General features: G+C 68.6%; 18 protein-coding genes and 2 pseudogenes. 10 read left to right on the plus strand and 10 right to left on the minus strand.

Going from position 1 to position 20,992, the window contains the following annotated elements; genetic code table 11:
- Positions 1-21 precede the first annotated feature (21 nt).
- Positions 22-165, minus strand: a pseudogene (locus tag ACSDR0_RS37805) (recombinase family protein); the annotation flags it as partial.
- Between ACSDR0_RS37805 and ACSDR0_RS37810 the strand changes: the two are divergent.
- The 3 genes from ACSDR0_RS37810 (at position 156) to ACSDR0_RS37820 (ending at position 4,625) form a co-directional block, all read left to right on the plus strand.
- Positions 156-1,076, plus strand: coding sequence for an IS1380 family transposase (locus tag ACSDR0_RS37810; protein ID WP_435293754.1), 921 nt, complete (start codon positions 156-158; stop codon positions 1,074-1,076). The pseudogene ACSDR0_RS37805 and the gene ACSDR0_RS37810 sit on opposite strands and share 10 nt — an antisense overlap.
- 44 nt (positions 1,077-1,120) lie before the next feature.
- The gene (locus ACSDR0_RS37815; RefSeq protein WP_435293755.1) at positions 1,121-1,255 is read left to right on the plus strand and encodes a hypothetical protein; all 135 of its coding nucleotides are present in this window, start codon (positions 1,121-1,123) and stop codon (positions 1,253-1,255) included.
- 706 nt (positions 1,256-1,961) lie between these two features.
- Positions 1,962-4,625 carry an RICIN domain-containing protein gene (locus ACSDR0_RS37820; RefSeq protein ID WP_435293756.1) on the plus strand — a complete coding sequence of 888 codons (2,664 nt, stop codon included), beginning with the start codon at positions 1,962-1,964 and terminating at the stop codon, positions 4,623-4,625.
- Between the two features lie 379 nt (positions 4,626-5,004).
- On the opposite strand, the gene ACSDR0_RS37825 is transcribed toward ACSDR0_RS37820, so the two are convergent.
- The gene (locus ACSDR0_RS37825) at positions 5,005-5,340 is read right to left on the minus strand and encodes an integrase core domain-containing protein (RefSeq protein WP_435293757.1); all 336 of its coding nucleotides are present in this window, start codon (positions 5,338-5,340) and stop codon (positions 5,005-5,007) included.
- Between the two features lie 127 nt (positions 5,341-5,467).
- Here ACSDR0_RS37825 and ACSDR0_RS37830 point away from each other — a divergent pair, with 127 nt between their 5' ends.
- Positions 5,468-8,248, plus strand: a complete 2,781-nt coding sequence (locus ACSDR0_RS37830) for an ATP-binding protein (RefSeq protein ID WP_435293758.1) — start codon at positions 5,468-5,470, stop codon at positions 8,246-8,248.
- Between the two features lie 86 nt (positions 8,249-8,334).
- A complete protein-coding gene (locus ACSDR0_RS37835) occupies positions 8,335-8,988 on the plus strand; it encodes a hypothetical protein (protein WP_435293759.1) in 654 nt (217 codons plus the stop codon).
- A gap of 7 nt (positions 8,989-8,995) precedes the next feature.
- Here ACSDR0_RS37835 and ACSDR0_RS37840 read toward each other — a convergent pair whose 3' ends face one another.
- Positions 8,996-9,724, minus strand: a complete 729-nt coding sequence (locus ACSDR0_RS37840; RefSeq protein WP_435293760.1) for a MerR family transcriptional regulator — start codon at positions 9,722-9,724, stop codon at positions 8,996-8,998.
- Between the two features lie 323 nt (positions 9,725-10,047).
- Between ACSDR0_RS37840 and ACSDR0_RS37845 the strand changes: the two genes are divergently transcribed.
- Positions 10,048-11,136, plus strand: coding sequence for an LLM class flavin-dependent oxidoreductase (locus tag ACSDR0_RS37845; protein ID WP_435293761.1), 1,089 nt, complete (start codon positions 10,048-10,050; stop codon positions 11,134-11,136).
- Positions 11,137-11,189: 53 nt separating this feature from the next.
- Here the strand turns inward: ACSDR0_RS37845 and ACSDR0_RS37850 are convergent, their stop codons facing one another.
- Positions 11,190-11,375: a hypothetical protein gene (locus ACSDR0_RS37850; RefSeq protein ID WP_435293762.1), complete on the minus strand. Its 186-nt coding sequence runs from the start codon at positions 11,373-11,375 to the stop codon at positions 11,190-11,192.
- A 161-nt stretch (positions 11,376-11,536) separates the two neighbouring features.
- Between ACSDR0_RS37850 and ACSDR0_RS37855 the strand changes: the two genes are divergently transcribed.
- Positions 11,537-13,696 carry an alpha/beta fold hydrolase gene (locus ACSDR0_RS37855; RefSeq protein ID WP_435293763.1) on the plus strand — a complete coding sequence of 720 codons (2,160 nt, stop codon included), beginning with the start codon at positions 11,537-11,539 and terminating at the stop codon, positions 13,694-13,696.
- 204 nt (positions 13,697-13,900) lie between these two features.
- On the opposite strand, the gene ACSDR0_RS37860 is transcribed toward ACSDR0_RS37855, so the two are convergent.
- Complete coding sequence (locus tag ACSDR0_RS37860) at positions 13,901-14,602, minus strand: GOLPH3/VPS74 family protein (RefSeq protein WP_435293764.1); 702 nt, start codon at positions 14,600-14,602, stop codon at positions 13,901-13,903.
- Positions 14,603-14,681: 79 nt separating this feature from the next.
- A complete protein-coding gene (locus tag ACSDR0_RS37865) occupies positions 14,682-15,194 on the minus strand; it encodes a hypothetical protein (protein WP_435293765.1) in 513 nt (170 codons plus the stop codon).
- 849 nt (positions 15,195-16,043) lie between these two features.
- On the opposite strand from ACSDR0_RS37865, the pseudogene ACSDR0_RS37870 reads away from it, so the two are divergent.
- Both ACSDR0_RS37870 and ACSDR0_RS37875 read left to right on the plus strand, forming a co-directional pair.
- A pseudogene (locus ACSDR0_RS37870) lies at positions 16,044-16,768 on the plus strand (IS256 family transposase); the annotation flags it as partial.
- Between the two features lie 105 nt (positions 16,769-16,873).
- A complete protein-coding gene (locus ACSDR0_RS37875) occupies positions 16,874-17,881 on the plus strand; it encodes a zinc-dependent alcohol dehydrogenase family protein (protein WP_435293766.1) in 1,008 nt (335 codons plus the stop codon).
- Between the two features lie 41 nt (positions 17,882-17,922).
- Here ACSDR0_RS37875 and ACSDR0_RS37880 read toward each other — a convergent pair whose 3' ends face one another.
- The 4 genes from ACSDR0_RS37880 to ACSDR0_RS37895 form a co-directional block, all read right to left on the minus strand.
- Entirely contained in the window at positions 17,923-18,258 is a 336-nt protein-coding gene (locus ACSDR0_RS37880) for a hypothetical protein (protein WP_435293767.1), read from the minus strand.
- Between the two features lie 320 nt (positions 18,259-18,578).
- Positions 18,579-19,133 carry a hypothetical protein gene (locus tag ACSDR0_RS37885; protein WP_435293768.1) on the minus strand — a complete coding sequence of 185 codons (555 nt, stop codon included), beginning with the start codon at positions 19,131-19,133 and terminating at the stop codon, positions 18,579-18,581.
- Positions 19,130-19,507, minus strand: a complete 378-nt coding sequence (locus ACSDR0_RS37890) for a hypothetical protein (protein WP_435293769.1) — start codon at positions 19,505-19,507, stop codon at positions 19,130-19,132. Before ACSDR0_RS37890 ends, ACSDR0_RS37885 begins: the two co-directional genes overlap by 4 nt.
- An 81-nt stretch (positions 19,508-19,588) precedes the next feature.
- Positions 19,589-20,197, minus strand: coding sequence for a hypothetical protein (locus ACSDR0_RS37895; protein WP_435293770.1), 609 nt, complete (start codon positions 20,195-20,197; stop codon positions 19,589-19,591).
- Between the two features lie 244 nt (positions 20,198-20,441).
- On the opposite strand from ACSDR0_RS37895, the gene ACSDR0_RS37900 reads away from it, so the two are divergent.
- The gene (locus ACSDR0_RS37900) at positions 20,442-20,987 is read left to right on the plus strand and encodes a sigma-70 family RNA polymerase sigma factor (RefSeq protein WP_435293771.1); all 546 of its coding nucleotides are present in this window, start codon (positions 20,442-20,444) and stop codon (positions 20,985-20,987) included.
- The last annotated feature ends 5 nt before the right edge of the window (positions 20,988-20,992 follow it).

A 20,992-nucleotide genomic window follows, 5' to 3' on the forward strand; every position in this document is an offset into this window, starting at 1 on the left:
GCCGCCGTGATTGCCCTTGCGGGCGGCGGCGTCCAGGCCTTCCAGGGTGGCTTCGCGGATGGCTTCGCGTTCGGTCTCGGCCATCGCGGCGAAGAAGGCGAACAGCATCCGGCCCGGCCCGGACGGGTCATAGGTGGCTTGAATGTGCTGCTGCCGTGTCCACACCGCAGGCCGCCCCGGTGATCTGCGGAACCCGGCTGCGGGGCGGGACGGCCAACTCGGCGCGCGGTGCCGAGCCGTTCGTCCGTGAGGCCATCGGTGCCGCCAAAGCCGCCGGGGCAGGCACCGGCAGGACCAGCGGCAGCGGCAGGACCAGCGGCAGCGGCAGTATTGGCGGCATCGTGGTGGTGCGTGCCGATTCGGCGTTCTACAGCGCGGGCGTGATCGCCGCCTGCCGGGACAACCACGTGTGCTTCTCGGTGACCGCGACGATGGACAAGAAGATCAAAGCGGCGATCGCGGCGATCCCCGAATCGTCCTGGACAGCGATCCAGTATCCGGACGCGGTCTTCGAGGAGCAGGCCGGCCGCTGGGTGTCAGACGCCGAGATCGCCGAGATCTCCTACACCGCGTTCGCGTCGAACAAGGACCGGGCCGCCACCGCCCGGCTGATCGTCCGCCGGGTTAAGCGGCTCAACCTGCAGGAGAAGATCGGCCAAGAGGAGTTGTTCACCACCTGGCGCTACCATGCGATCTTCACTGACAGTCCGTTCACCCTCATCCAGGCCGAGGCCCAGCACCGCGACCACGCGATGATGGAGCAGGTCAACGCCGACCTGATCGACGGACCGCTCGCCCACCTGCCGTCCGGGGTGTTCACCGCGAACGCGGCCTGGCTGACCTTGGCCGCTCTGACCCACAATCTGCTCCGCGCGGCCGGCTGCCTGGCCGGTGCGTTTCATGCCCGAGCCCGTGGGGTGATGCTGCGCCGCCACTTGCTCACCGTTCCGGCCCGCATCGCCCGGCACGGCCGCGGCCACCTCACCCTCCATCTACCCCAACACTGGCGCTGGCAGGCCGCCTGGCTCAACGTCTTCGACGCCCTTCACCGGCCGCTCCCACGCCATGTGACCTGACCAGCCCAAACCCAAGGTCACCACCAGCTCGTGACGACCAGGCAATGGTCACCCGCGCCCCCAGCACCTGCTCCGTCGGCAACGACAAGATCATCACTCATCGGATCTACTACGACCAGCTGGAGCTGTACAGCCAGCTTGGTGGCGAACTCGTCTTCGGCGGTCCCTCACCGGCATAGCCCGGCGTGCGGTCGAACTCCGCATCCGTAGGCGGGAGCCCTGCCTGGCAGGCGAGCAGGAAAACTGGTCGCCGACGTGTTGTGGACGCAACGGTCGCCCGAGTTCGGCGGTGAAGACGCAACCGCTGTCGCCGCTGTTGTAGCGGTGCAGGAAGTCTCCGAGGGCATCGGTGCGTTCGTCATTGCTGGCGTAGGGCCGTAGGTGGGCCCATTCCTCTACCAGACGCCCGACGGCATCGAATCGATTCCGTTCAACTGTGAAAGTTCGACACAGGTCTGGATGGTCCTGAGCATGCCGATTCGATCTTGGAACCGTGTTCGAGGCGTCCAACGCAGCATGAAAATTACACGACGTCTAGGACCGCGTGATCTCATCGGGCCTGATGGGAGCCAGACGGCCGAAGTGTCCGATCTCTGCGGAACCCTGAGCATTGACAGGTGGGAGTTTGGGCCTTATCTGTGATGTTCGGCCATGCCGTCGAACCGATACGACGCTCCCATTACGAGGAGACAGGATGCCCCCCTCAAGCCGTCGGCTTTCGCCGACGAACGGCGACGGCCTGAACGGCCGGGCGGTGGCGCCCGCGGAGGGGCGGCCGGCCCCGGGAAGTGCCTCACCAACGGGATTCACCCGAAAGGATTACCGATGAAGCGGAGCGATCCCTCCTCCCGTCCTCGACGTAGGGCGAGCAGGTGGCCGGCTGCGGTGGCGGCCTTGCTGGTCGCGTTGATCGGGACTCAGCCGGCTGTGGCGGCACAGCGGTCAGCGTCGTCGGAATCCACCGCGTCGAAGTCCGCCGCGTCGAAGTCCACCGCGTCGGTCGCCGCCGCCGCTGGAGACCTCGACGGCTTCACCGCGGGCAATGCCGCGGTCGCCTCGGTCGATCTGGCCGGGACGTGGAGCTTCACTCCGGCGGGCCGGTCGACGACGTCGATCAAGGTGCCCGGAGGTGGCTGGTACAAGCAGGGTTTCACCGATGTGTCCCAGGCGGTGTACTCGCGTACGGTGACGGTGCCGGACTCGGGGCAGCCGCAGTCGGCGTGGATCGAGTTCGGCGCCGTGAACCACCAGGCGACCTTGTCGGTGGACGGCCGGGTGGTCGCGACGCAGACCACGGCCTTCACTCCCTCGAAGTTCGACATCAGCGCCTACGCCGCCCCGGGCACCACTCATACGATCAGCGTCGATGTGAAGGGCCGCGGCGCGTTGAAGGCATCCAACGGCCGGTACCTGGTGCCCGACGCCGCCGACTGGTCCGAGGCGATACCGCAGGGGATCTTCCGTTCGGCGTTCCTGCGGGTGTACCCGGAGGTGTACGTCAGCGACACATTCGTGCGTACGTCGGTGGCGAACAAGACGTTGAGCTACGACGTGTCGGTGCGTAACACGTCGGGCAGTTCCCGGTCGGTGACGTTGACCGGGTCGCTGTCGTCCGACAACGGAACGGCTTTCAGCTACCCGCAACTGCCCAGCCGTACGGTCACCGTGGCGGCCCGCTCGACCGCGACCGTGACCGTCGGGCCGGTCGCGTGGAACCTCGACAGCACCTCGTACTGGTGGCCCAACGTGCCGTACCGGTCGGGGTACCGGGCGCAGCTGCACCGGCTGGCGGTGCGTGCCGCCACCGATGACGGGCACACCAGCGACGCCACGTACCGGTTCGGGTTCCGGGAGGCCACCCAGAACGGCGAGTACTACTACCTCAACGGCGTGCGCGTGAACTTCCGCGGCGACAACCTCCAGGGTGCCGACTACGACCGGGTCAACAACGGCGGCAAGGGCGACGCCTACGACACGCTGCCGGGATTCCTTCCGCCTTCGTCGGGCAACGGCGGCTGGCCGCAGGCGGTGGACAACTACCAGCGGCTGAACTTCAACGTGGTGCGCATCCACCAGGAGCCGGCCAGCCCGTACATGTTGGATGTCGCCGACGAGATGGGCCTGATGATCATCGGCGAGACCGCGATTCGCGGCTCCTCCGGCAAGCAGGATTGGATCGCCGGGCACGACAACATGGTCAACCACGCCCGTGCGCTGGTCCTGCGCGACCGCAACCACCCCGCGGTCATCCGCTGGAGTCAGTCCAACGAGCCGAACCAGAGCGGCCAGGATTCCGAACAGTTCGAGAAGGACCTGTACGCGGCGATGAACGGCGCCGACGGCACCCGGCCGATCATCACGGAGGTGGGCGTCGACGGGAATGTCAACGGCTATCCCGGGATGACGTACGCCAACTTCGCGGTGATCCCGCACTACGTCGACGGCTTCGCCAGGTACGGGGAGCGCCTGATCACCGTGAACGGGCGGCCCGACGGCGAGGGCGAGTACATCTGGCCGGCATGCAACACCAAGCAGGGCTTCGAGTGGTTCGCCACGGCAACCTTGGCCAAGCGCGGCAAGGACGCCTCCGACCTGCGTCCGTACACGCTGCTGTCCGCCTGGGCCAGCGTCGTGCCCGGAGTGCGGACCACCGACTTCGTCCCGGAGGAGGGCGGTCGCCCTGTCTACGGCGCGGACAACCTCCCGAACCCCTGGAGCAACCCGCAGTTCCAGCGCGTGCAGGCGGCGTTCAACCCGGTGGCAGCGGTCGACCTGCCGTACTGGTCGGCCTCCGGCGTCTCGGACGCGAACGGCACCTTCCCTCTGCCCCAGGCCGTGCCCACCTACGCCCGCAACGCCACGGTCACCCGCAACATCACCGTCTTCAACGACGACTTCGCCGACACTTCGGTGGGCTTCACCTGGACGGCGCGGCTCGACGCGCCGGACGGCGCGGTCGTCGCGTCCGGAAGCACGACCCTGACCGTCCCGCTCGGCTCGCGGGTCACCCAGCCGGTCACCTTCACCACACCGGCGAGCGGCTCACGGGTGTACCTGGTACTGACGACCACCAAGTCGGGCGCCACGACGTTCAGCGACGCGGTGGAGTACTTCAACCTCGGCGCAAGCGGACCCACACCGGGCAACTACCGCATCGTCAACCGCAACAGCGGCAAGCCGCTCGCTGTCGCGGGCAACTCCACCGCGGACGGTGCCAAGGTGGTCCAGCAGAGCGGCACCGCCACCTGGACCATCGCCACGACCTCCGACGGCTCCTACACCCTCAAGTACGTCCCGAGTGGAAAGATGCTCGACGTCAACGCCGGCAGCAGCACGGCCGGGCTGCAACTGCAGCAGTGGACGGCCAACGGCGGCACCAACCAGAGGTGGTATCTGCGATCCACCGGCAACGGCTACTACACCATCGTCAGCCACGGCAGCGGACTGGTGGCGGACGTCTCCGGTGCGGCGACGAGCGACGGGGCGCAGGTCGTGCAGTGGGCCGCCAACGGCGGGGCCAACCAGCAATGGCAACTGAACCCGGCCTGACCGGACGACCCGGTTCTCGCCTGCTGCCGCGGCGTTGACCGCTACCCCTGGCCGCTCGGCCCTGCGGCCAGGGGTAGCGGCGAGATGTCAACTCCGAACGTCGGCAGGCGACCACCACCGAGCACCTTGTCTCCGCTCCCATCGGTACGGGCCGGCAGACCACCACAGTGAACGCATCGAACCGCCTCGCTCGCGAGCGGTAGGCGCTCGTCATTGATCGAACCCCCATGGGGGTTCGATCAATGACGGCTCAATGGACCCCCACGCTGATGGAGGTTCCGCAACCGTCGGCCAGCTCCTACAACCATGAGGAGATCCACATGGCTTGTTCGCACAGCTCGGGGGGCCTGTCAATCCCCCGAAATCGTGGAGGGCTCCGTTATGCGGCTTGAGCCATCCTGGCTTCGGCCATGAAGCGTTCGTAGTCGATGGGTGACATGCCGTCGCAGGCGCTGTGCCTGCGACGCAGGTTGTAGAAGTCGACGATCCAGGTGGAGATCTTCAGTCGGGCTTCGTGGCGGGTGGCGAAGCGGTGCCGGTGGGTGTACTCGACCTTGATGGTGGAGTTGAAGGCCTCGGCGGCGGCGTTGTCGAGAGCGGAGCCGACTCGCGCCCAGCTCACCTCGGCGTCGGTCGGCGAGAAGCTCTCCACCAGCTCCCGGCCCGAGACCACTCGGGCGAAGCGTGGATAGGCGGTCCGGTCGATCGAGGTCACCAGCAACCTCCCAGACCATCATCAACAAGACGAAGTCCACCCTAACGATCAGTCGTCAGACCGCGGTGTGTTTCCGTCGTATTCCGGCCGTGCCCTCCGTGCGCCGGCGGGCGGGCTGACCGCCGGCATGGACATCGACGGATCCGGTCTGGTGGGACGGGCGAGTGAGCTGGCCGACCTCGCCGCATTCTTGGACAAGACCGCACAAGACGGCGCCGCCCTGCTCCTCATCGGCGAGCCCGGCGTCGGCAAGACGGCCCTTCTGAACGCGACGACGGACCGGGCGGTGGCGACAGGCATCCGGGTGATCCGGGGCGGCGGTGTCGAGTACGAATCGGACGTCAGGTTCGCGGGTCTGCACCAGCTCGTCTACCCGCTCGGCGCCGAACTGGTTCTTCTGCCGGAGCCGGCGCGGGGCGTCCTCGACGTCGCGCTCGGTTTCGGAACCGGTCTCGCCCCGGCCGACATGGCGGTCCTGAACGCCGCCCTCCTGCTGTTCGCCGCGGCCGCCCGCGAGCAACCTCTGCTCCTGGTGGTCGACGACCTGGACGCGCTGGACCGGGCCAGCGGGCGCGTGATGAGCTTCGTGGCCCGGCGAACCGGCGGCCACCGCATCGGAGTGCTCGCTGCCCTCCGCACCGGGATCTCCGAGCTGACCGGTCACCTCCGTCCGCCGGAGATGCCGGTGGCGCCGCTGGCCGACGTGGACGCGATCAGGCTGCTGTCGCGCCGGTTCACCGGCCTCCCTCGCCGGGTGATCACGAAGGTGGCGGATCAGGCGCAGGGGAACCCGCTGGCCCTGCTGGAATTCGGTGCCCTCGCCTCGGCGTCCGGGACAACCAGCAGCGGGCTGGTCGCGCCCGGCTCGGGGCCGGCCAGAGAGGTGCGGGCGCTCTATGCCGCCCGCGTCGCGCGACTGCCACCCGCCACCCGCGAGTTGCTGCTGCTCGCGGCGCTGGATGGCTCGGGGGAGGTCTGCGTCCTGGAAGAGGCCGGGGGAGCCGGGTGGCTCGACGCGCTCGTCCCCGCGGAACGGGACCACCTCATCCACGTCCTCGCGGACGGGCACACCGTGCACTTCCGGCATCCGCTGGTGAGGTCGGCCGTGGTCGAAGAGGCGACCCTCGAACGGCGGCGGACAGCCCACCGGCGGCTGGCCGAGGTGCTGGCTGGCCAACCCGAACGTCGCGCCGATCCCCTGGCGATGGCCACCACGACCCCCGACGAGACTGTCGCTCAGATCGTGGAGACGGGAGCCCGGGAAAGACTGCGCCGCGGCGACATACTCGGCGCCGTGGCCAGACTACGGCGTGCCGCGGTCCTGAGCGCCGACCGCGCGAACGGCGGCCGCCGCCTCGCCTACGCCGCGTACATCGGCGCCTCGGTCGCCGGCCACCTCGAGCTCTCCCCTCAACTGATCCAGGAGCTGGACGACCCGGGACCGGGCCAGTCCCTGACGGCGTCCGCCGCAGCCGGATATCTGTCTTTGATGACCAACGGTGACGCCGCGACCGCTCACAAGGTGCTGATCGAAGCGATCGATCCCCGCACCGCCGGACCGGACGCCGAACAGGAGGACCTCTCGACCGCCATCTTCACTCTCATGCTCGCCTGCCACTACTCCGGGCGAGCGGAACACTGGGCGTCCCTGCGGCAGTTGGTCGCGAGGCTACCGAGCACGTCCGCTAGCTCGCCCATCTCCCTGGTGCGCATCCTGCAGGACGTGGGTTCCGTCCCGGACGAGCTGCTGCACGACCTCGACGAACAGCTCGCACGACTCGGCGAGGTGACCGACGCCGACGTCGTCATCCGGACGGCGCTGGCCGCCTCGTACCTCGATCGTCTGTCCCGCTGCCGACCGTGGCTGACCCGGGCCGTCGACGACGCGCGGGACACCGGCACGGTCGGTGGAGCACTGCCCTCGCTGGTCATGAGCGCCCTGGACGACCTGTACGCTGGTCGGTGGGACGCGGCCCAGGCCGCGGCGACCGAGGTCGTCAGCGCCGGCCGGGACACCGGATATCACCTGATCAGCCGGGTCGGTCACTACATCGCTGCGCTGGTAGCCGCGCATCGCGGAGACTCGGACGCCTGCGCCACCCATTGCTGGATGCTCTTCGAGTGGGCCGAGAGCCGCGGACTCGGCCGCCTCGAAAGCTGGGCGCATCTGGCGCTGACCCGGGACGCACTCGGCTCCTCGGACTTCGAGTCGGCGTTCGCGCACGCCTCGGCGATCACCCCGCCCGGCGAGCTGCCACCCTTCAACCTGGGGGCGCTGTGGACCGCGTTCGACCTGGTCGAGGCGGCGCTCTATTCCGGTCGTACGCAGGAGGCACTGAAACACGCGGCGGCGATGCGGGACGCCCGGGTCGACCGCATCTCGCCGCGCTTCGCCCTCGCCACGACCGCGATGACCGCGATGACGTCCTCCCCGCCGGAGGCGACACGACTGTTCGATGTGGCCCTGGCGCTGCCCGGCATCGAGCAGTGGCCGTTCGAGGTCGCCCGGACGCGTCTGGCCTACGGCGAGCACCTTCGCCGTCAGGCGCTACGAGCCGAAGCGCGCGCCCAGCTGTTGGCCGCGCGCGAGCACTTCGAGCGGCTCGGCGCCGCGCCGTGGGTGGCCCGGGCCACCGCCGAGCTCCGGGCGACCGGGATGACTCGCGCCGGTGGTGTCCGAGCCGGCGACGCCCTCACCCCGCAGGAACTCGAGGTCGCGGAGCTGGCCGCGGCCGGCCTGCCCACGAAGCAGATCGCCGCGCGTCTGGTGCTCTCGCCGCGCACCGTATCGGCGCATCTTTATCGCGTCTTTCCCAAGCTGGGCATCAACTCACGGGCCGCCCTGCGCGACGCCCTCACCGACCGGCAGCGGATGACGCCCGCTCGAGAAGTCCGCAACCGCCCTTGACCCGGTGCCACCTTGCGCGTCGGTGCGTACGCGCAGGGGTCGGTCATGCTTGACTGTGTCCCTGGAACATAGTCTTTGATGACCGGGTGTTCGACGAATGGCGGCGACGCCGAGCCATCCAGCGCCTCAAGCTCGGGGACGGGCGCGCGCTGAAGCGATTCCGTTGGTGGCAGCCTCTGTCCCGGTCCCTGTTCTATCTTCCCGTGGACGTCGGCGCGGGCCGGCCGGCGGAATACGCGGTCGACGTGAACCACATGAAGAGCAACGAGAACCTCGACACCGAAGCCCACCTGTATCGCGACGGCCGGCGCTTCGAGCGGGCGAGGCTCCCTGCCGTCTTCCCGATCGAGGGCGGCGCGATCGAGGTGGAGACGTCGGCCTTCGGCCTCCGGCGGTGCCACTTCGTCGCCGACGACGGGACCGAGCAGCAGCTCGTGCCGGATCCGCGCTCGGCCGAGGGGCGCCGCGCCCGGCTCGACCGCGAGCGTCCGTTGCTCAGCCGCTGGATCGGCGTGATCTCCCTCGTCCTGATCATCGTGCCGCTGGTCCTCGGCCTTCCGCAGACCGTCGAGTCGATCTCCCGGTTCCCGCCGCTGGCCGAGCGGTTCGGTGTCTTCGAGTCGCCGATCGACGCGTCGGCCTGGCTCAACATCGCGCTCGCGATCAGCGCGACGGTGGGCAGCACCGAGCGTGCCCTGCGCCTGCGGTACAACCGGTGGCTGGACGCGGTGGCGGACTGACGGCGGGTCAGCCTTCCGCCCGCAACTGCCGGCGGGCCAGCTCTTTGGCGCGGTGGATGACGTCGAGCTGGGCCTCGTTGTGGAGTTCCCGCAACGCGTCGATGAACGTCTGCCGCGTGACGGACTTCCCCTTCGACACGTGGGCCATCGCGTCGTTGTCCATCCAGGGATAGTTACGAAGGGTACGGGCCAGGGACGGTGCGTACTTCTCGGCGAGGTTCTGCCGCGTCGCCTCGTCGGCGTCGGCGGGCAGCGCGTCGAAGTCGGCGCTGACGGCGTCGTCTTTGTCGTTCTCCACCGCGTGCCGCACGTCGGCCAGGGCCTGGTCGTCGAAGACCTGCGTGTATATGTGGATGAGCGAGCGGTCGGCCTCAGACAGGCGGCCGGCGACGGGCTCGAAGCCCGGCGGCGTGTCGGGCGGCGCGTTCTCGCTCAGAATGGCCGCGATGCCCTGCCGGGCCTTCTCCAGCCGTTCGATGGCGGCCGCGTGGTCGACGTCGACCTGGTGCAGCGCCTCGGGGGAGCCCGTGCTCAGCTCTTTGATCCGGGACAGGGGCACGCCCAGCTCGACCAGCCGGCGGATGCGCAGCAAGCGTACGAGATCTAGTGTTTCGTACTGCTTGTAGCCGTTGTAGCGGCGATCGGGCTCCTCGATCAGGCCCAGACGATGGTAGTGCCGGATCGTGTTCACCGTGGTGCCCGCGAGTGTCGCGAGCTCGCTCGTGCTCCAAGCCACGTCGATCTCCTTCTCGGTCACTGGCCTGCTGACAGGCCTGCCCACGAAGGGTACGCGGCAGGAAGATGATCGCGACAATGCCGCGACCGATCCGGCGTTTGTCGGCTGCCGGCACCCGGTGCTACTCGACTCCAGCGGGGGCTCCACCAGGGGCCTTGGGACACGGCTGTGCGATGACGTTGACTGTGTGGCCAGCACACGGTTTCCGATGGGGGGAACACCGTCGGCATCGGCGCAGTCCCGCTGGCCGGAGTCGTCGCGCCGAAGCCCACCGGCTCCGGCCGGTCGGCAAATGAGGCGGTCCGGTTCGAAGGAGACTCGTGATGCAGTTCGGCATTTTCACCGTGGGTGACATCACTCCGGACCCCACGACGGGCCGGACCCCGACCGAGCACGAGCGCCTCCAGGCCATGGTGACCATCGCGCTGAAGGCCGAGGAGGTGGGCCTCGATGTGTTCGCCACCGGCGAACATCACAACGTGCCCTTCGTGCCGTCCTCGCCGACCACGATGCTCGGCTGGATCGCCGCCCGGACCGAGAAACTGCTGTTGAGCACGGCCACCACGCTGATCACCACCAACGATCCGGTGAAGATCGCCGAGGACTACGCGATGCTGCAGCACCTGTCCGGCGGCCGCGTCGACCTCATGATGGGCCGCGGCAACACCGGGCCGGTCTACCCCTGGTTCGGCAAGGACATCCGGGCCGGCATCCCCTTGGCGATCGAGAATTACGCGCTCCTGCGCCGGCTGTGGCGGAAGGACACCGTCGACTGGTCCGGCAAGTTCCGTACGCCGCTGCAGTCGTTCACCTCGACGCCGCGCCCCCTCGACGGTGTTCCGCCGTTCGTCTGGCACGGCTCCATCCGCAGCCCGGAGATCGCCGAGCAGGCCGCCTTCTACGGTGACGGCTTTTTCGCCAACAACACTCTCTGGCCCACCTCGCACACCCAGCGCATGGTCGGGCTCTACCGCGAGCGGTTCGCCCACTACGGCCACGGCGACCCCGACCGGGCCATCGTCGGTCTCGGCGGTCAGGTGTTCATGCGGAAGAACAGCCAGGACGCGGTGAACGAGTTCCGGCCGTACTTCGACAACGCGCCGGTCTACGGCCATGGGCCCTCGCTGGAGGAGTTCACCCGGGACACACCACTCACGGTGGGCAGCCCGCAACAGGTGATCGACCGCACCCTCGGGTTCCGCGATTACGCCGGCGACTACCAGCGCCAGCTCTTCAACCTCGACCACGCCGGTCTGCCGTTGAAGACGGTGCTGGAACAGCTCGACCTGCTCGGCGAAGAGGTCGTGCCGGTGCTGCGCAAAGAGTTCGCCTCGCTCAAACCAGCCCACGTGCCGGACGCCCCGACGCACGAGTCCCTGAAGGAGGCAGCGGCCACGGCAACGAGCACCTGAGCGATGCCGGCACCGATGGGCGTATGGTGCGGGGTCTTGCACATCGCAACGGCTCAGGCGAGGACGGCTGTCGCTTCGATCTCCACGACGAACTCGGACGTGAAGAGAGCCTGGACCCCGATCATGGAGATGGGAGTCGCAGCGGGCAGACCGTCATCCTCCTGCGCCCCGGTGATGCCGGCGAGCACCTCATCCCACTTTTCCGGCACCCAGTCGACGCCGTAGAAGGTTGGTCGCACCAGGTCGCCGAGGTCTCCTCCCGCGCTTCGGACACCGATGACGATGTTGTGCAGCGCGGCAGCGACCTATCCGGCCAGATCCGGTGCGGCGGGCCGGCCGCTTGACCCGGTTCCTGGAACAGGGTGTCGCATACGGGGAGACATTCATGGAAGGAGCCGGCATGACACTGGAAGCTGCGATCCGTTCCAACGACGTGGCGGCGGTGGTGGAACTGCTCGAGTCGGGCGCGGACCCGCACCGCCGCGGCGCCGATGGCCTCACACCACTGATGGTCGCCTCCGGGCTCGGTCGATCACGCCTGGTGGAGCGGCTGCTGGAGGCCGGCGCGGATGTGTTGATGGTCGAGCCGCGCATGGGCGCCACGGCGTTGCACAAGGCGGCGCAGGCCGGTGACGACGGCGTCATCGGCCTGCTCCTCGACCATGGCGCCTTCGTCGACCAGCAGTCGCCCCGGCTCGGTCACACGCCACTGATGGACGCGGTGCGGCACAAGCACGAGGCGGCGGTCCGGCTGCTGCTGGCCCGCGGAGCCCGTACCTCTGTGCGCAACCACTGGCAGGAGACGGCGCTCGACCTGGCGTTGCGCGACGGCTCCGAGGCCATCGCCGGTCTCCTGCACGCGCGGATGGCGGCCAACGCCGACCGGATCCGGTCGCTGGCGCTGACGGCGGCGGTACAGGTCGGCGACCTCACTGCGGTGAGACGGCTCATCGGGGCCGGTGCGGCCCTCGACGAGCGACTGCCGGCCGTCGGCGATCATGACGACGACTACACGCCGCTCGGGATCGCCGCTCGCGACGGGCACACCGGCATCGTCCGCGTGCTGCGCGAGGCCGGTGCGGATCCGCGCCGGCTCAACGGGCTGATGGGCGCGACGCCGGGCCATGAGGCCGCCTTCGCCGGGCACGCCGGTGTCATCCGGGCGCTGACGACGCACGGCCCCAGCGGTACGCCGACGCTCGAGATCGACGCCCAGGGTGCCTACAACGGCTTTACCGCCTTGCACGACGCGGTGTGGCACGGGCACCGGGAGGCAGCACAGGCCCTGGTCGAGGCGGGCGCCCGCCTCGACCTCACCTCGCACACCGGTCACACACCCCGGCAACTTGCGCTCCACTACGGGTACGACGATCTCGCGGCGTATCTGGCCGAGGCCGAGAGCAAAGCCGTTCGGCCATCGCCCTTTGCCTTCGCCGAGGCCGCGCTCGACGATTTGCGCGAGCGGCTTTTCCGTACGCGATGGCCCGATCCCGAACCGGTGGAGGACTGGAGCCAGGGCGTGCCGCTGCGCAGGCTGCGAGCACTGTGCGACTACTGGCGGGACGGCTACGACTGGCGGGCCTGCGAGGCCCGGCTGAACGCGCTCAACCCGTCGACGACGCGCATCGACGGACTCGACATCCACTTCCTGCACCTGCGGTCGCCCGAACCGGAGGCGATGCCGCTCGTGATGACCCACGGCTGGCCCGGCTCGGTCATCGAGTTCCTGAAGGTGGCACCGATGCTGGCCGACCCGCGGGCCCACGGCGGCGACCCCCGGGACGCGTTCCACGTGGTCCTGCCCTCGATGCCCGGCTTCGGACTGTCCGGCAAGCCGACCGAGACCGGGTGGGGACCCGAGCGGATCGCGTGCGCCTGGGTCGAGCTGATGCGGCGGCTGGGCTACGACAGCTTCGGCGCGCAGGGCGGCGACTGGGGGCACGCGGTCACCACCGCGCTGGGCGGCATCGGCGAGCCTGCCGTCCGGGCCATCCACTCCAACATGTTCCCCACCTACGGTACCGAGGAAGCCACGAACGAGCAGGAGGAGCGTGCCCTGCAACGATGGCGTGACTTCCAGGCCAACGAGTCGGGCTATCAGCACGAGCAGATCCAGAGCCCTCAGACGATCGGGTACGCGCTCACCGACTCGCCGGTGGGGCAGGCGGCCTGGCTCTACGAGAAATACGAGCAGTGGACGGACCACGACGGCGATCCGGAAAACCTGCTCAGTCGCGACGAGATGCTGGACAACATCACGTTGTACTGGCTGACCGGCACCGCCGCCTCCTCGGCTCGCATCTACTGGGAGAGCTTCCGCACCTACCGCGACCCGAAGGTCGAGGTGCCGGTCGGCGTCAGCCTCTTCCCCCGCGATATCTATCTCGCCGCACGTCGCTGGGTGGAGCAGCGTTACCCGAACCTCGTGCACTACAACGAGCTGCCCAAGGGCGGACACTTCGCCGCCTGGGAACAACCCGAGCTGCTGGCTGCGGAGGTGCGCGCCACCTTCCGCCATGTACGCCAGAGATCCGCAACGAAAAGGACCGACGCTTCGTGAACCCGATGCCAGCCATCGCTTCCCTCGACAACGCCCGTCCCTTCGGGTACACACATCGGGATGGCCTGGTGGAAGTCGCTGATCGTCATCGCCGCGATACCGCTCGCTGATCATTCTGGCCGTCATGAATCTGGCCGTGCTCGCCTTCGTCTGGCTCCGCGAGCGGTCGCGCCGCACCGGTCCGGAGCGAGGGGTGTGGCTCGTTCATCGCTTGGACAGCACGGCCGCCGCGAGTATCACGTTGTTGACGATGGTCGCGGCGAAGCTGCGGGCGATCGCGTCGGCGGCGGCGTCGGCTGCCCAGATGCCGTGCTCGAGTTGCTTGGCTCGGGCGATGGTCGCGGTGGTCCACGGGATCTCGGGATGGAACCGCGGCAGCATCCCGCTTCCGGACAGCAGTGCCACGAGCGCGGCGAGGCGGGGCTCCGGTTCCGCCTCGCCGACCAGCACGCCCCGTACGCCGCGGAGCAGGCTCCTCCGGCGCCCGGATTCGCCGTCTGTCGACATTTCCCTTATGGGCGCTTCGGTCTCGACACAGGTTGATCGGTGGATGTCGTTGCGCTCGATGAGACGTTCGAGCAAGGGACGGCGCAGGGCCGGTCCGATCACGGCGAGCGTCGCCTGGACGCCTCGCGGCCTCGAGGCGAGGTAGTCCCACGTGGATCGCAGGAGGTCGTCCGTCGGTGGCCGCTCGGCGACGGCTTCCACCCGGGTCGACCCGCTCCATCCGGGTACGGTTCGCACGTGCCGGCTGATGCTGAGATCCGCAAGCATCGCTCCGGCGAGAACGTAGGGAAGCGTTTCCTCGCCGGCGACGACTCCGGTGCCCTCCGGCCCGGAGAACGGCTGGAACAGGAGTAACAGAAGGTCTTCGGCCAGGGTCGGCGGGCCGAGCCGCTGTGTCATCGTGTAATCCTTTCGACGGGGAATGCGACGCGAGTCCGGGAAACGCGATGCAGTCGACAGGGGAGGGTGGAGCCGGAGGTCAAGCCACCACGAACGAGACGACACCCCAGACCAGGGTGGTGGTCAACGTCGTCCAAAAGACGATCGCGATCGCCTGCCACAGCAGCACCCAGGAGCGTGAGGTCCCCGAGGCGATGAGCATGGCCGCGGTGAACTGGGTCGGCACGGCCAGCGGTCCGAGCAGGCTCGCTCCGGGCACACCGAAGCGCACGAGGTAACGGCGGAAGCGCCGGCGCCCCTTGGACTCGGGGCGCTCCTCGCGGCTGCTCGGTCGGCGTCCGTGAGCGACCGCGGCGGCGCGGGCCCGCGAGCTGATCAGCACGACGACGAGTACGCAGAGGAAGTTGCCCGCGGCTGCGGCAACCGCGGCCACCACGGGATGGATCCCACCGACCACTCCGATCGGCGATGCGCCCTCGCCTTCGATGAACGGGATCGCGCCGGCCAGCATGACGACGAACGGCTGGACCAGTTCGGGCACCTCGGCCACGAGGTCGCGGAAGTTCTGAACGAGCGTTTCGACGGGATTCACGGAGGGCTCCTCGAGCGGGGAGATGCGTCACCACCGAGTAGAGACCGTGTGCTCAGCACAGAGTCAAACGCCCTGTTCGTGGCATTCCTGAGGATCAGGCGCGTTCCCCGCCGGGGTCCGCCTCGGGCCACTGGCTCAGTGCTGTTGAGCGAGGGCGCCGGCTCGGCTCAGCACGTCGAGCTGGGACGCGTTGTCGGGCGCGACCGCCGCGTCGGCAGGGCGTCGATCTCGCGCAACGACTCCGGACCGAAGTTGCCTTCTGAGCGGATCTGCGCCGGCGGAACTCTCCGGAACGGCCGAGGTGCCACCGTTACGACCCGCCGCTGGGGGCATGCTCCTTTCCGGTGGCGTCGTCCGGACCTGAGGCCGGGCCGGCGCGGCTCCACCGTTCCGGTTGTGAATCAACCGGTCCGATCAACCGGATGGCCAGAAGCAGCACCGGAACAGACCCCGATCTTGTCCAACGGCCGGACGGTGTTCCGTCCTCATCCATCGCATTTCAGCAGGCTACTCGTGAGTAAGGGAAGTGTTCGGGCCGCCATCCGGCGATGGGCGAACCGGGCACGGTGACCCCGTTCACCGGCCGACGGCTGGACTATGTGGTAACCACACCGTTTTCACTGGATGGATGCCGACCTTGCCGGGTTGCGTCCGCGGAGGTGGTGTACGAGTTTCCCCTGGTAGTGAGCGTGGCGCCGTGAAATGAGGACGGCCATCGCGTGATCCTTCAGGTTGCTGAACCAAGAACGAAGGAGCACAGAGCGATGGCCGTATCCGACAGTGTGGACCCAGCCGCCTGGCTGGCGGAGCGGATCCAGCAGGGCGATCCGGATCTGTTGCGATCCATAGGTCCGCGAAGGCGGGCGGATCATCAACGTGCACGTGCTGGTGGCCACCGCGGTCAATGCCAACGGCAACCGGAGATCTTGGGGGTGGAGGTGACCTCGGCCGAGGACGGCGCGGGCCGGCTGACGTTCCTGCGCGGTCTGGTCGCTCGTGGCCTGTCGGGCGTTCAACCGGTCATCTCCGATGCCCACGCCGGGCTGGTGGCGGCGGTCGGCGCGACACTGGCGGGTGCGTCCTGGCAGCGCTGCCGCACGCATTACCTGCGTAATCTACTCACCCGGGTGCCCAAGAGCGCGCAGCCTTGGGTGGCGACCTCGGTGCGCCCCATCTTCGACCAGCCCACCGCTGAGCAGGTACGCGCCCAGCACACGTGGGTGATCGACGCTTTGGAGGCCAAGTATCCGGCCGCGTGTGAGCACCTGGACGCAGCCCGCGAAGAGCTCCTTGCCTTCGCCGCCTTCCCTCGGGAGGTCTGGCGGCAGATCTGGTCGAACAATCCTCAGGAGCGGTTGAACAAGGAGATCCGCCGCCGCACCGACGTGGTGGGCATCTTCCCCGACCGGCCCTCGATCGTCCGTCTTTTCGGTGCGGTTTTGGCCGAGCAGAGTGATGAGTGGACCGAGGCCCGCCGCTACATGGGCCTGGACGTTCTGGCCAAGATTCGAATGCGTGTCATCGTCAGCGACACACCGCAGCAGAACCCGATCCCGCAGACACTTACCGCTTAACCTGCGGAAACAGGATCACACGAAGGTCAACTCATAAACCACTTCGCTGGACATGACCACCTTGCCGTTGCGTCACGCACCAGAACCACGATGAGGAGCACCGATATGACTGATCTGATGAAGGCTGTTGTGCTCGCCCGTTTCGGTGGGGCCGATGCTTTCGAGCTGCGCGACGTCTCGGTACCGCAAGTCGAACCCCGCCAGGTGCGGGTGCGCGTCCATGCGACCGCCCTCAACCCGCTCGACTTTCAGATCCGTCGCGGAGACTACGCGGATCATGTGCCGCTCCCGGCGATCATCGGGCACGACATCTCCGGGGTGATCGAGGAAGTCGGATCCCACGTGACCGAGTTTCGCGCCGGCGATGCGGTGTACTACACGCCCCGGATCTTTGGCGGCCCCGGCTCCTACGCCGAGCAGCACGTCGCCGACGTCGACCTCGTCGGCCGCAAGCCGGAGAACCTCAGTCACCTGGAGGCGGCGAGCCTGACTCTCGTCGGCGGAACGGTCTGGGAGTCCCTGGTGACGCGAGCTCAGCTCACCGTGGGGGAGACGATCCTCATCCATGGAGGCACGGGCGGTGTCGGCACGATCGCGATCCAGATCGCGAAGGCAATCGGCGCACGAGTGATCACCACCGCGAAAGCCGGCGACCATGAGTTCGTGCGCTCTCTCGGAGCGGATGCGGCGATCGACTACACCTCCGCGGACTACGTCGATGCCGTGGCCGAGCTGACGCGAGGCAAGGGGGTCGATGTCGTCTTCGACACGATCGGTGGCGACACGCTCACACGAAGCCCGCTGACGCTCGCCGACTTCGGACGCGTCGTCAGCATCGTCGACATCGCGCAGCCGCAGAACCTCATCGAGGCATGGAGCAGGAACGCCGCCTATCACTTCGTCTTCACACGACAGAACCGAGGAAAGCTGGACGCGCTCACCACACTGGTCGAGCGCAGTCTCGTGAAGCCGGTCATCGGCGCGACTCTTCCGCTCGCCCGAATGGGCGAGGCTCACGAACTCCTGGAGAACAGGCAGTCGTATGCACTGCGCGGCAAAGTCGCAATCGACGTGGCGGGCGAAACTCTTGCACTTCCCCCTCGCATCTCGTAGCGGAACGCTCCACGCCCTCGGGCGCGTACACCATCGGTTGATCAGCAGGAGCGGGTGCGGTCGGCGGACCGGGCCCGCCCCACCCGGGCCGTGGCGAGCAACAGGCCACCGGTCAGCGCGGCGTCTACCCCGGCGGAGCTGGGCCGGAACCGCGGGACGTCGAGACCTCGGATGCGCAGCTCGGCCGACAGGTCGTGCCGGAGCAGCCGGTCGTTGCTGGTGGTCTTGCCCCACATGACGACCGGCTGTGGCCGGCCCGCGAAGCAGCGTTCGGCGAGATCGGCCAGACGTTCGATCAGGAGCGGGTCGATCGCTCTGTCCGGGACCGAGAACTCCTCGTGGCGCAGCGGGCCGGTGCGGAAAAGTCCGGCCTCCACGTGACGCTGGGCCCGGATCAGCAGGAAGTCACCGGCCCGGTGAGGACCTTGGCCAGCTCAGCCCGGCCGAGTACGAGCGCCGACAAGCACTCAAGAACGTCCACCAAGACGGCTACGCGGCCGCCTGGCCGCAAGCCCTGATGTGTCTACCGAACCGGGGCAACTCCAGACCTGGCGGACGGCCTCGATCACCGCGGCGTCGAAGGCCACGCTACGACGGGTCGGCCTCGTCACGGTGGCACGAACCGGTCCCTCCGTCGCGGCGCAGACCGCGGTCACCCGACCTCGCTGGATGTGGACGGCCGCGACGTACTCCTCGTTCATGCCCCGTGTCCCGGCCACGATGCCAATGCTCGCGCCGGCCGGCCGCTGGGCCGCAGGGCCGTGCGGATGAGGACGTCGAGCAGTTTCCGGTAGGGCAGCCCGGCCGCCTGCCACATGCGCGGGAACTTCGACATCGCTGTCAGTTCCGGCATGGTGCTGACCTCGTTGACCGTGAGCCCGCCGCCGGGCGCGACGAAGAAGTCGACGCGCGGTAATCCGGCGCAGCCGAGCGTGCGGAACACCCGGATCGCGTCGCCGCGCAACCGAACCGTCGTCGCCTCGTCGAGGTCTGCCGGCACGACGAACCTCGTGATGCCCTGCTCGTACTTCGCCTGATAGTCGAAGAAGTCGTGGTCCGCGGCGACGCGGATCTCCAGCGCCGGGCTCACCAGCAGGGTGCCGTCCGGGGCCTCGAGTACGCCCACGTCCACCACGCGGCCCCCGGGCAGTCCGAGCCGTCGTCGGTCGGCCGGGCCGAGGTGGTCGCCGTCGCCTGACGTCGCCCCGGCGGCCACCGCGATGCCCTCGGCGGCGAGCAGCTTCTTGGTCATGTCCTCATGCCTGCCGCACAGCTGCCGACGTACGGCACTCCGGCGCGCGCAAGCACGGACTGGACCGTGCCGTCCTCGCCGTAGGGCCCGTGCAGCATGGGAAAGGCCACGTCGGCCGCCCGCATCACGTCGACGGCGGCGGCCAGGTTCGGCAAGGCGGTCATCGGCACGGCCGGTTCCGGGGTCATGAGCTCTGTCGGATCGACGCGCGTGTCGCGACCGATGATCCACCGGCCGTCCGTCGTGATGCGGATCGGGGTCAGCTCGTACTTGTCCCGGTCGAGGTGCCGCACGACTCCGGTGGCCGAACTCAGCGAGACTTCGTGCTCGGTGTTCTGCCCGCCGAAGAGAACCGCTACGCGCGTACGCGACATGTCACCGCTCCACACTGATCGCAGCCTTACCGTCTGCCGTCTCGAATCATGCATATTTGCGTTGCTCACCCGAAAGGTCATCTATAGGTCATTCGCGGCGCGAGCGGAGGCGCTGACCGTGCACCCGGCCGACCCGCGAATCTGTGCGACGGCCACCGAGGCCGCGATGGGCGAGAGCCAGCACAGGCCTTGCGCCACCGCATCGACCGCGCCCAGCAGGTCGGTCGGCTCGAAGTTGTCATAGATCAGGTAGCCGCGGGCGGGCTCGTGCAGCAGGGTGGCGACCACGTGGGACTCGGTCGCGCCGGTGAGCAGGATGACCCGGGAGCGGCGGGAGAGCGCGGCGATGGCGGTCGGCGTGGTGATCCGGTCGTCCAGCAGGATCACGGCCGGGCGCAGCCGGTGAGCCTCGGCGACCGCCTCGTCGCCGTCGCCGCGGGCGGCCACGACCCGGACGTGGGGGTGGCCGTCCAGGATGCCTCGGATGACCGCGCGGCCGGCCGGTTCGGGGTGGGCGATCAGCACGTCGATGGTCGCCTTGGGCTCGTGAACCGGCACCTGTTCGCCTTCGTGGCCGAACGGCCGGCGCTGCCCGGGGGAGGCATCGGCCTCGGCGGCGTACTGCCGCAGGGAGCTCAACCGCTGCGCCAGGCGGGGCGGATCCCCGGACACTGCGGACGACGCCGGCACAGCAGCCTCCGCGGGCTTCCCCCGAACGGCCTGCTGCGAGGAAATCAGTCTCATTCCGTTCACGACGCTGCCCGGGGAAGCCGTGTTCACACCATCTTGACCGTGTCGCGTGAACACGGTTTCCACTGGAGAAAGTCAAGACATGAGCCGCAAACGTACGGTGGTGCGGTGGGTTCGCTCCGGCGGGTCCGAGCCGCTTACCCACTGCCGTGCCACTGGCATACACAGTGAAGGGTCAATGGCCATGTCCGTTGCGGTCGGCACGGGGCCCGAGGCGGATCCGGTCGCCCGGGAGCAGCGCATGCGCGAACTATACGAGGCCACCGCGGCCCAGCTGAGGCGTTACCTCACGCGTCTGACGTCCGACCGACTGCAGGACGCCGAGGATCTGCTTCAAGAGACCATGTTGCGAGCCTGGCGCAAGGTCGACGACCTGCCCGCCGACGTCGAGTTGCGTCGCCGTTGGGTGTTCACCGTCGCCCGGAACGTGGCGATCGACGCGGCCCGGAGCAGGGCAGCCCGGCCGACCGAGGTCTACAGCGACCACGGTGCGTGGACCGCGGCGGCGGTCGACGAGACCGACCGAGTGCTCGACCGGCTCGTTCTGGGGGACACGTTGACGCTGCTGACTGAGCGGCAGCGAGCGGTGCTGGTGTCGGTGTATTGGAGGGATACGTCGGTGGCCGACACCGCGGCGATCCTGGGCATCCGGGAGGGGACCGTACGTTCGCGGTCGTACAACGCCCTGCGCACCGCACGGGACGTTCTGAGCCGCGTGGACCCGGGATAGGGACC

The organism is Streptosporangium sp. G11, assembly GCF_051192615.1.
Taxonomy (GTDB): Bacteria; Actinomycetota; Actinomycetes; order Streptosporangiales; family Streptosporangiaceae; genus Streptosporangium.

Bases quoted from the DNA above. Each gene is read 5' to 3' on its own strand.
- ACSDR0_RS37815 (WP_435293755.1), top strand. From the start codon at position 1,121: ATGGTCACCCGCGCCCCCAGCACCTGCTCCGTCGGCAACGACAAGATC.
- ACSDR0_RS37830 (WP_435293758.1), top strand. From the start codon at position 5,468: ATGGACATCGACGGATCCGGTCTGGTGGGACGGGCGAGTGAGCTGGCC.
- ACSDR0_RS37845 (WP_435293761.1), top strand. From the start codon at position 10,048: ATGCAGTTCGGCATTTTCACCGTGGGTGACATCACTCCGGACCCCACG.
- ACSDR0_RS37855 (WP_435293763.1), top strand. From the start codon at position 11,537: ATGACACTGGAAGCTGCGATCCGTTCCAACGACGTGGCGGCGGTGGTG.
- ACSDR0_RS37860 (WP_435293764.1), bottom strand. From the start codon at position 14,602: ATGACACAGCGGCTCGGCCCGCCGACCCTGGCCGAAGACCTTCTGTTA.
- ACSDR0_RS37875 (WP_435293766.1), top strand. From the start codon at position 16,874: ATGACTGATCTGATGAAGGCTGTTGTGCTCGCCCGTTTCGGTGGGGCC.
- ACSDR0_RS37885 (WP_435293768.1), bottom strand. From the start codon at position 19,133: ATGACCAAGAAGCTGCTCGCCGCCGAGGGCATCGCGGTGGCCGCCGGG.
- ACSDR0_RS37890 (WP_435293769.1), bottom strand. From the start codon at position 19,507: ATGTCGCGTACGCGCGTAGCGGTTCTCTTCGGCGGGCAGAACACCGAG.
- ACSDR0_RS37900 (WP_435293771.1), top strand. From the start codon at position 20,442: ATGTCCGTTGCGGTCGGCACGGGGCCCGAGGCGGATCCGGTCGCCCGG.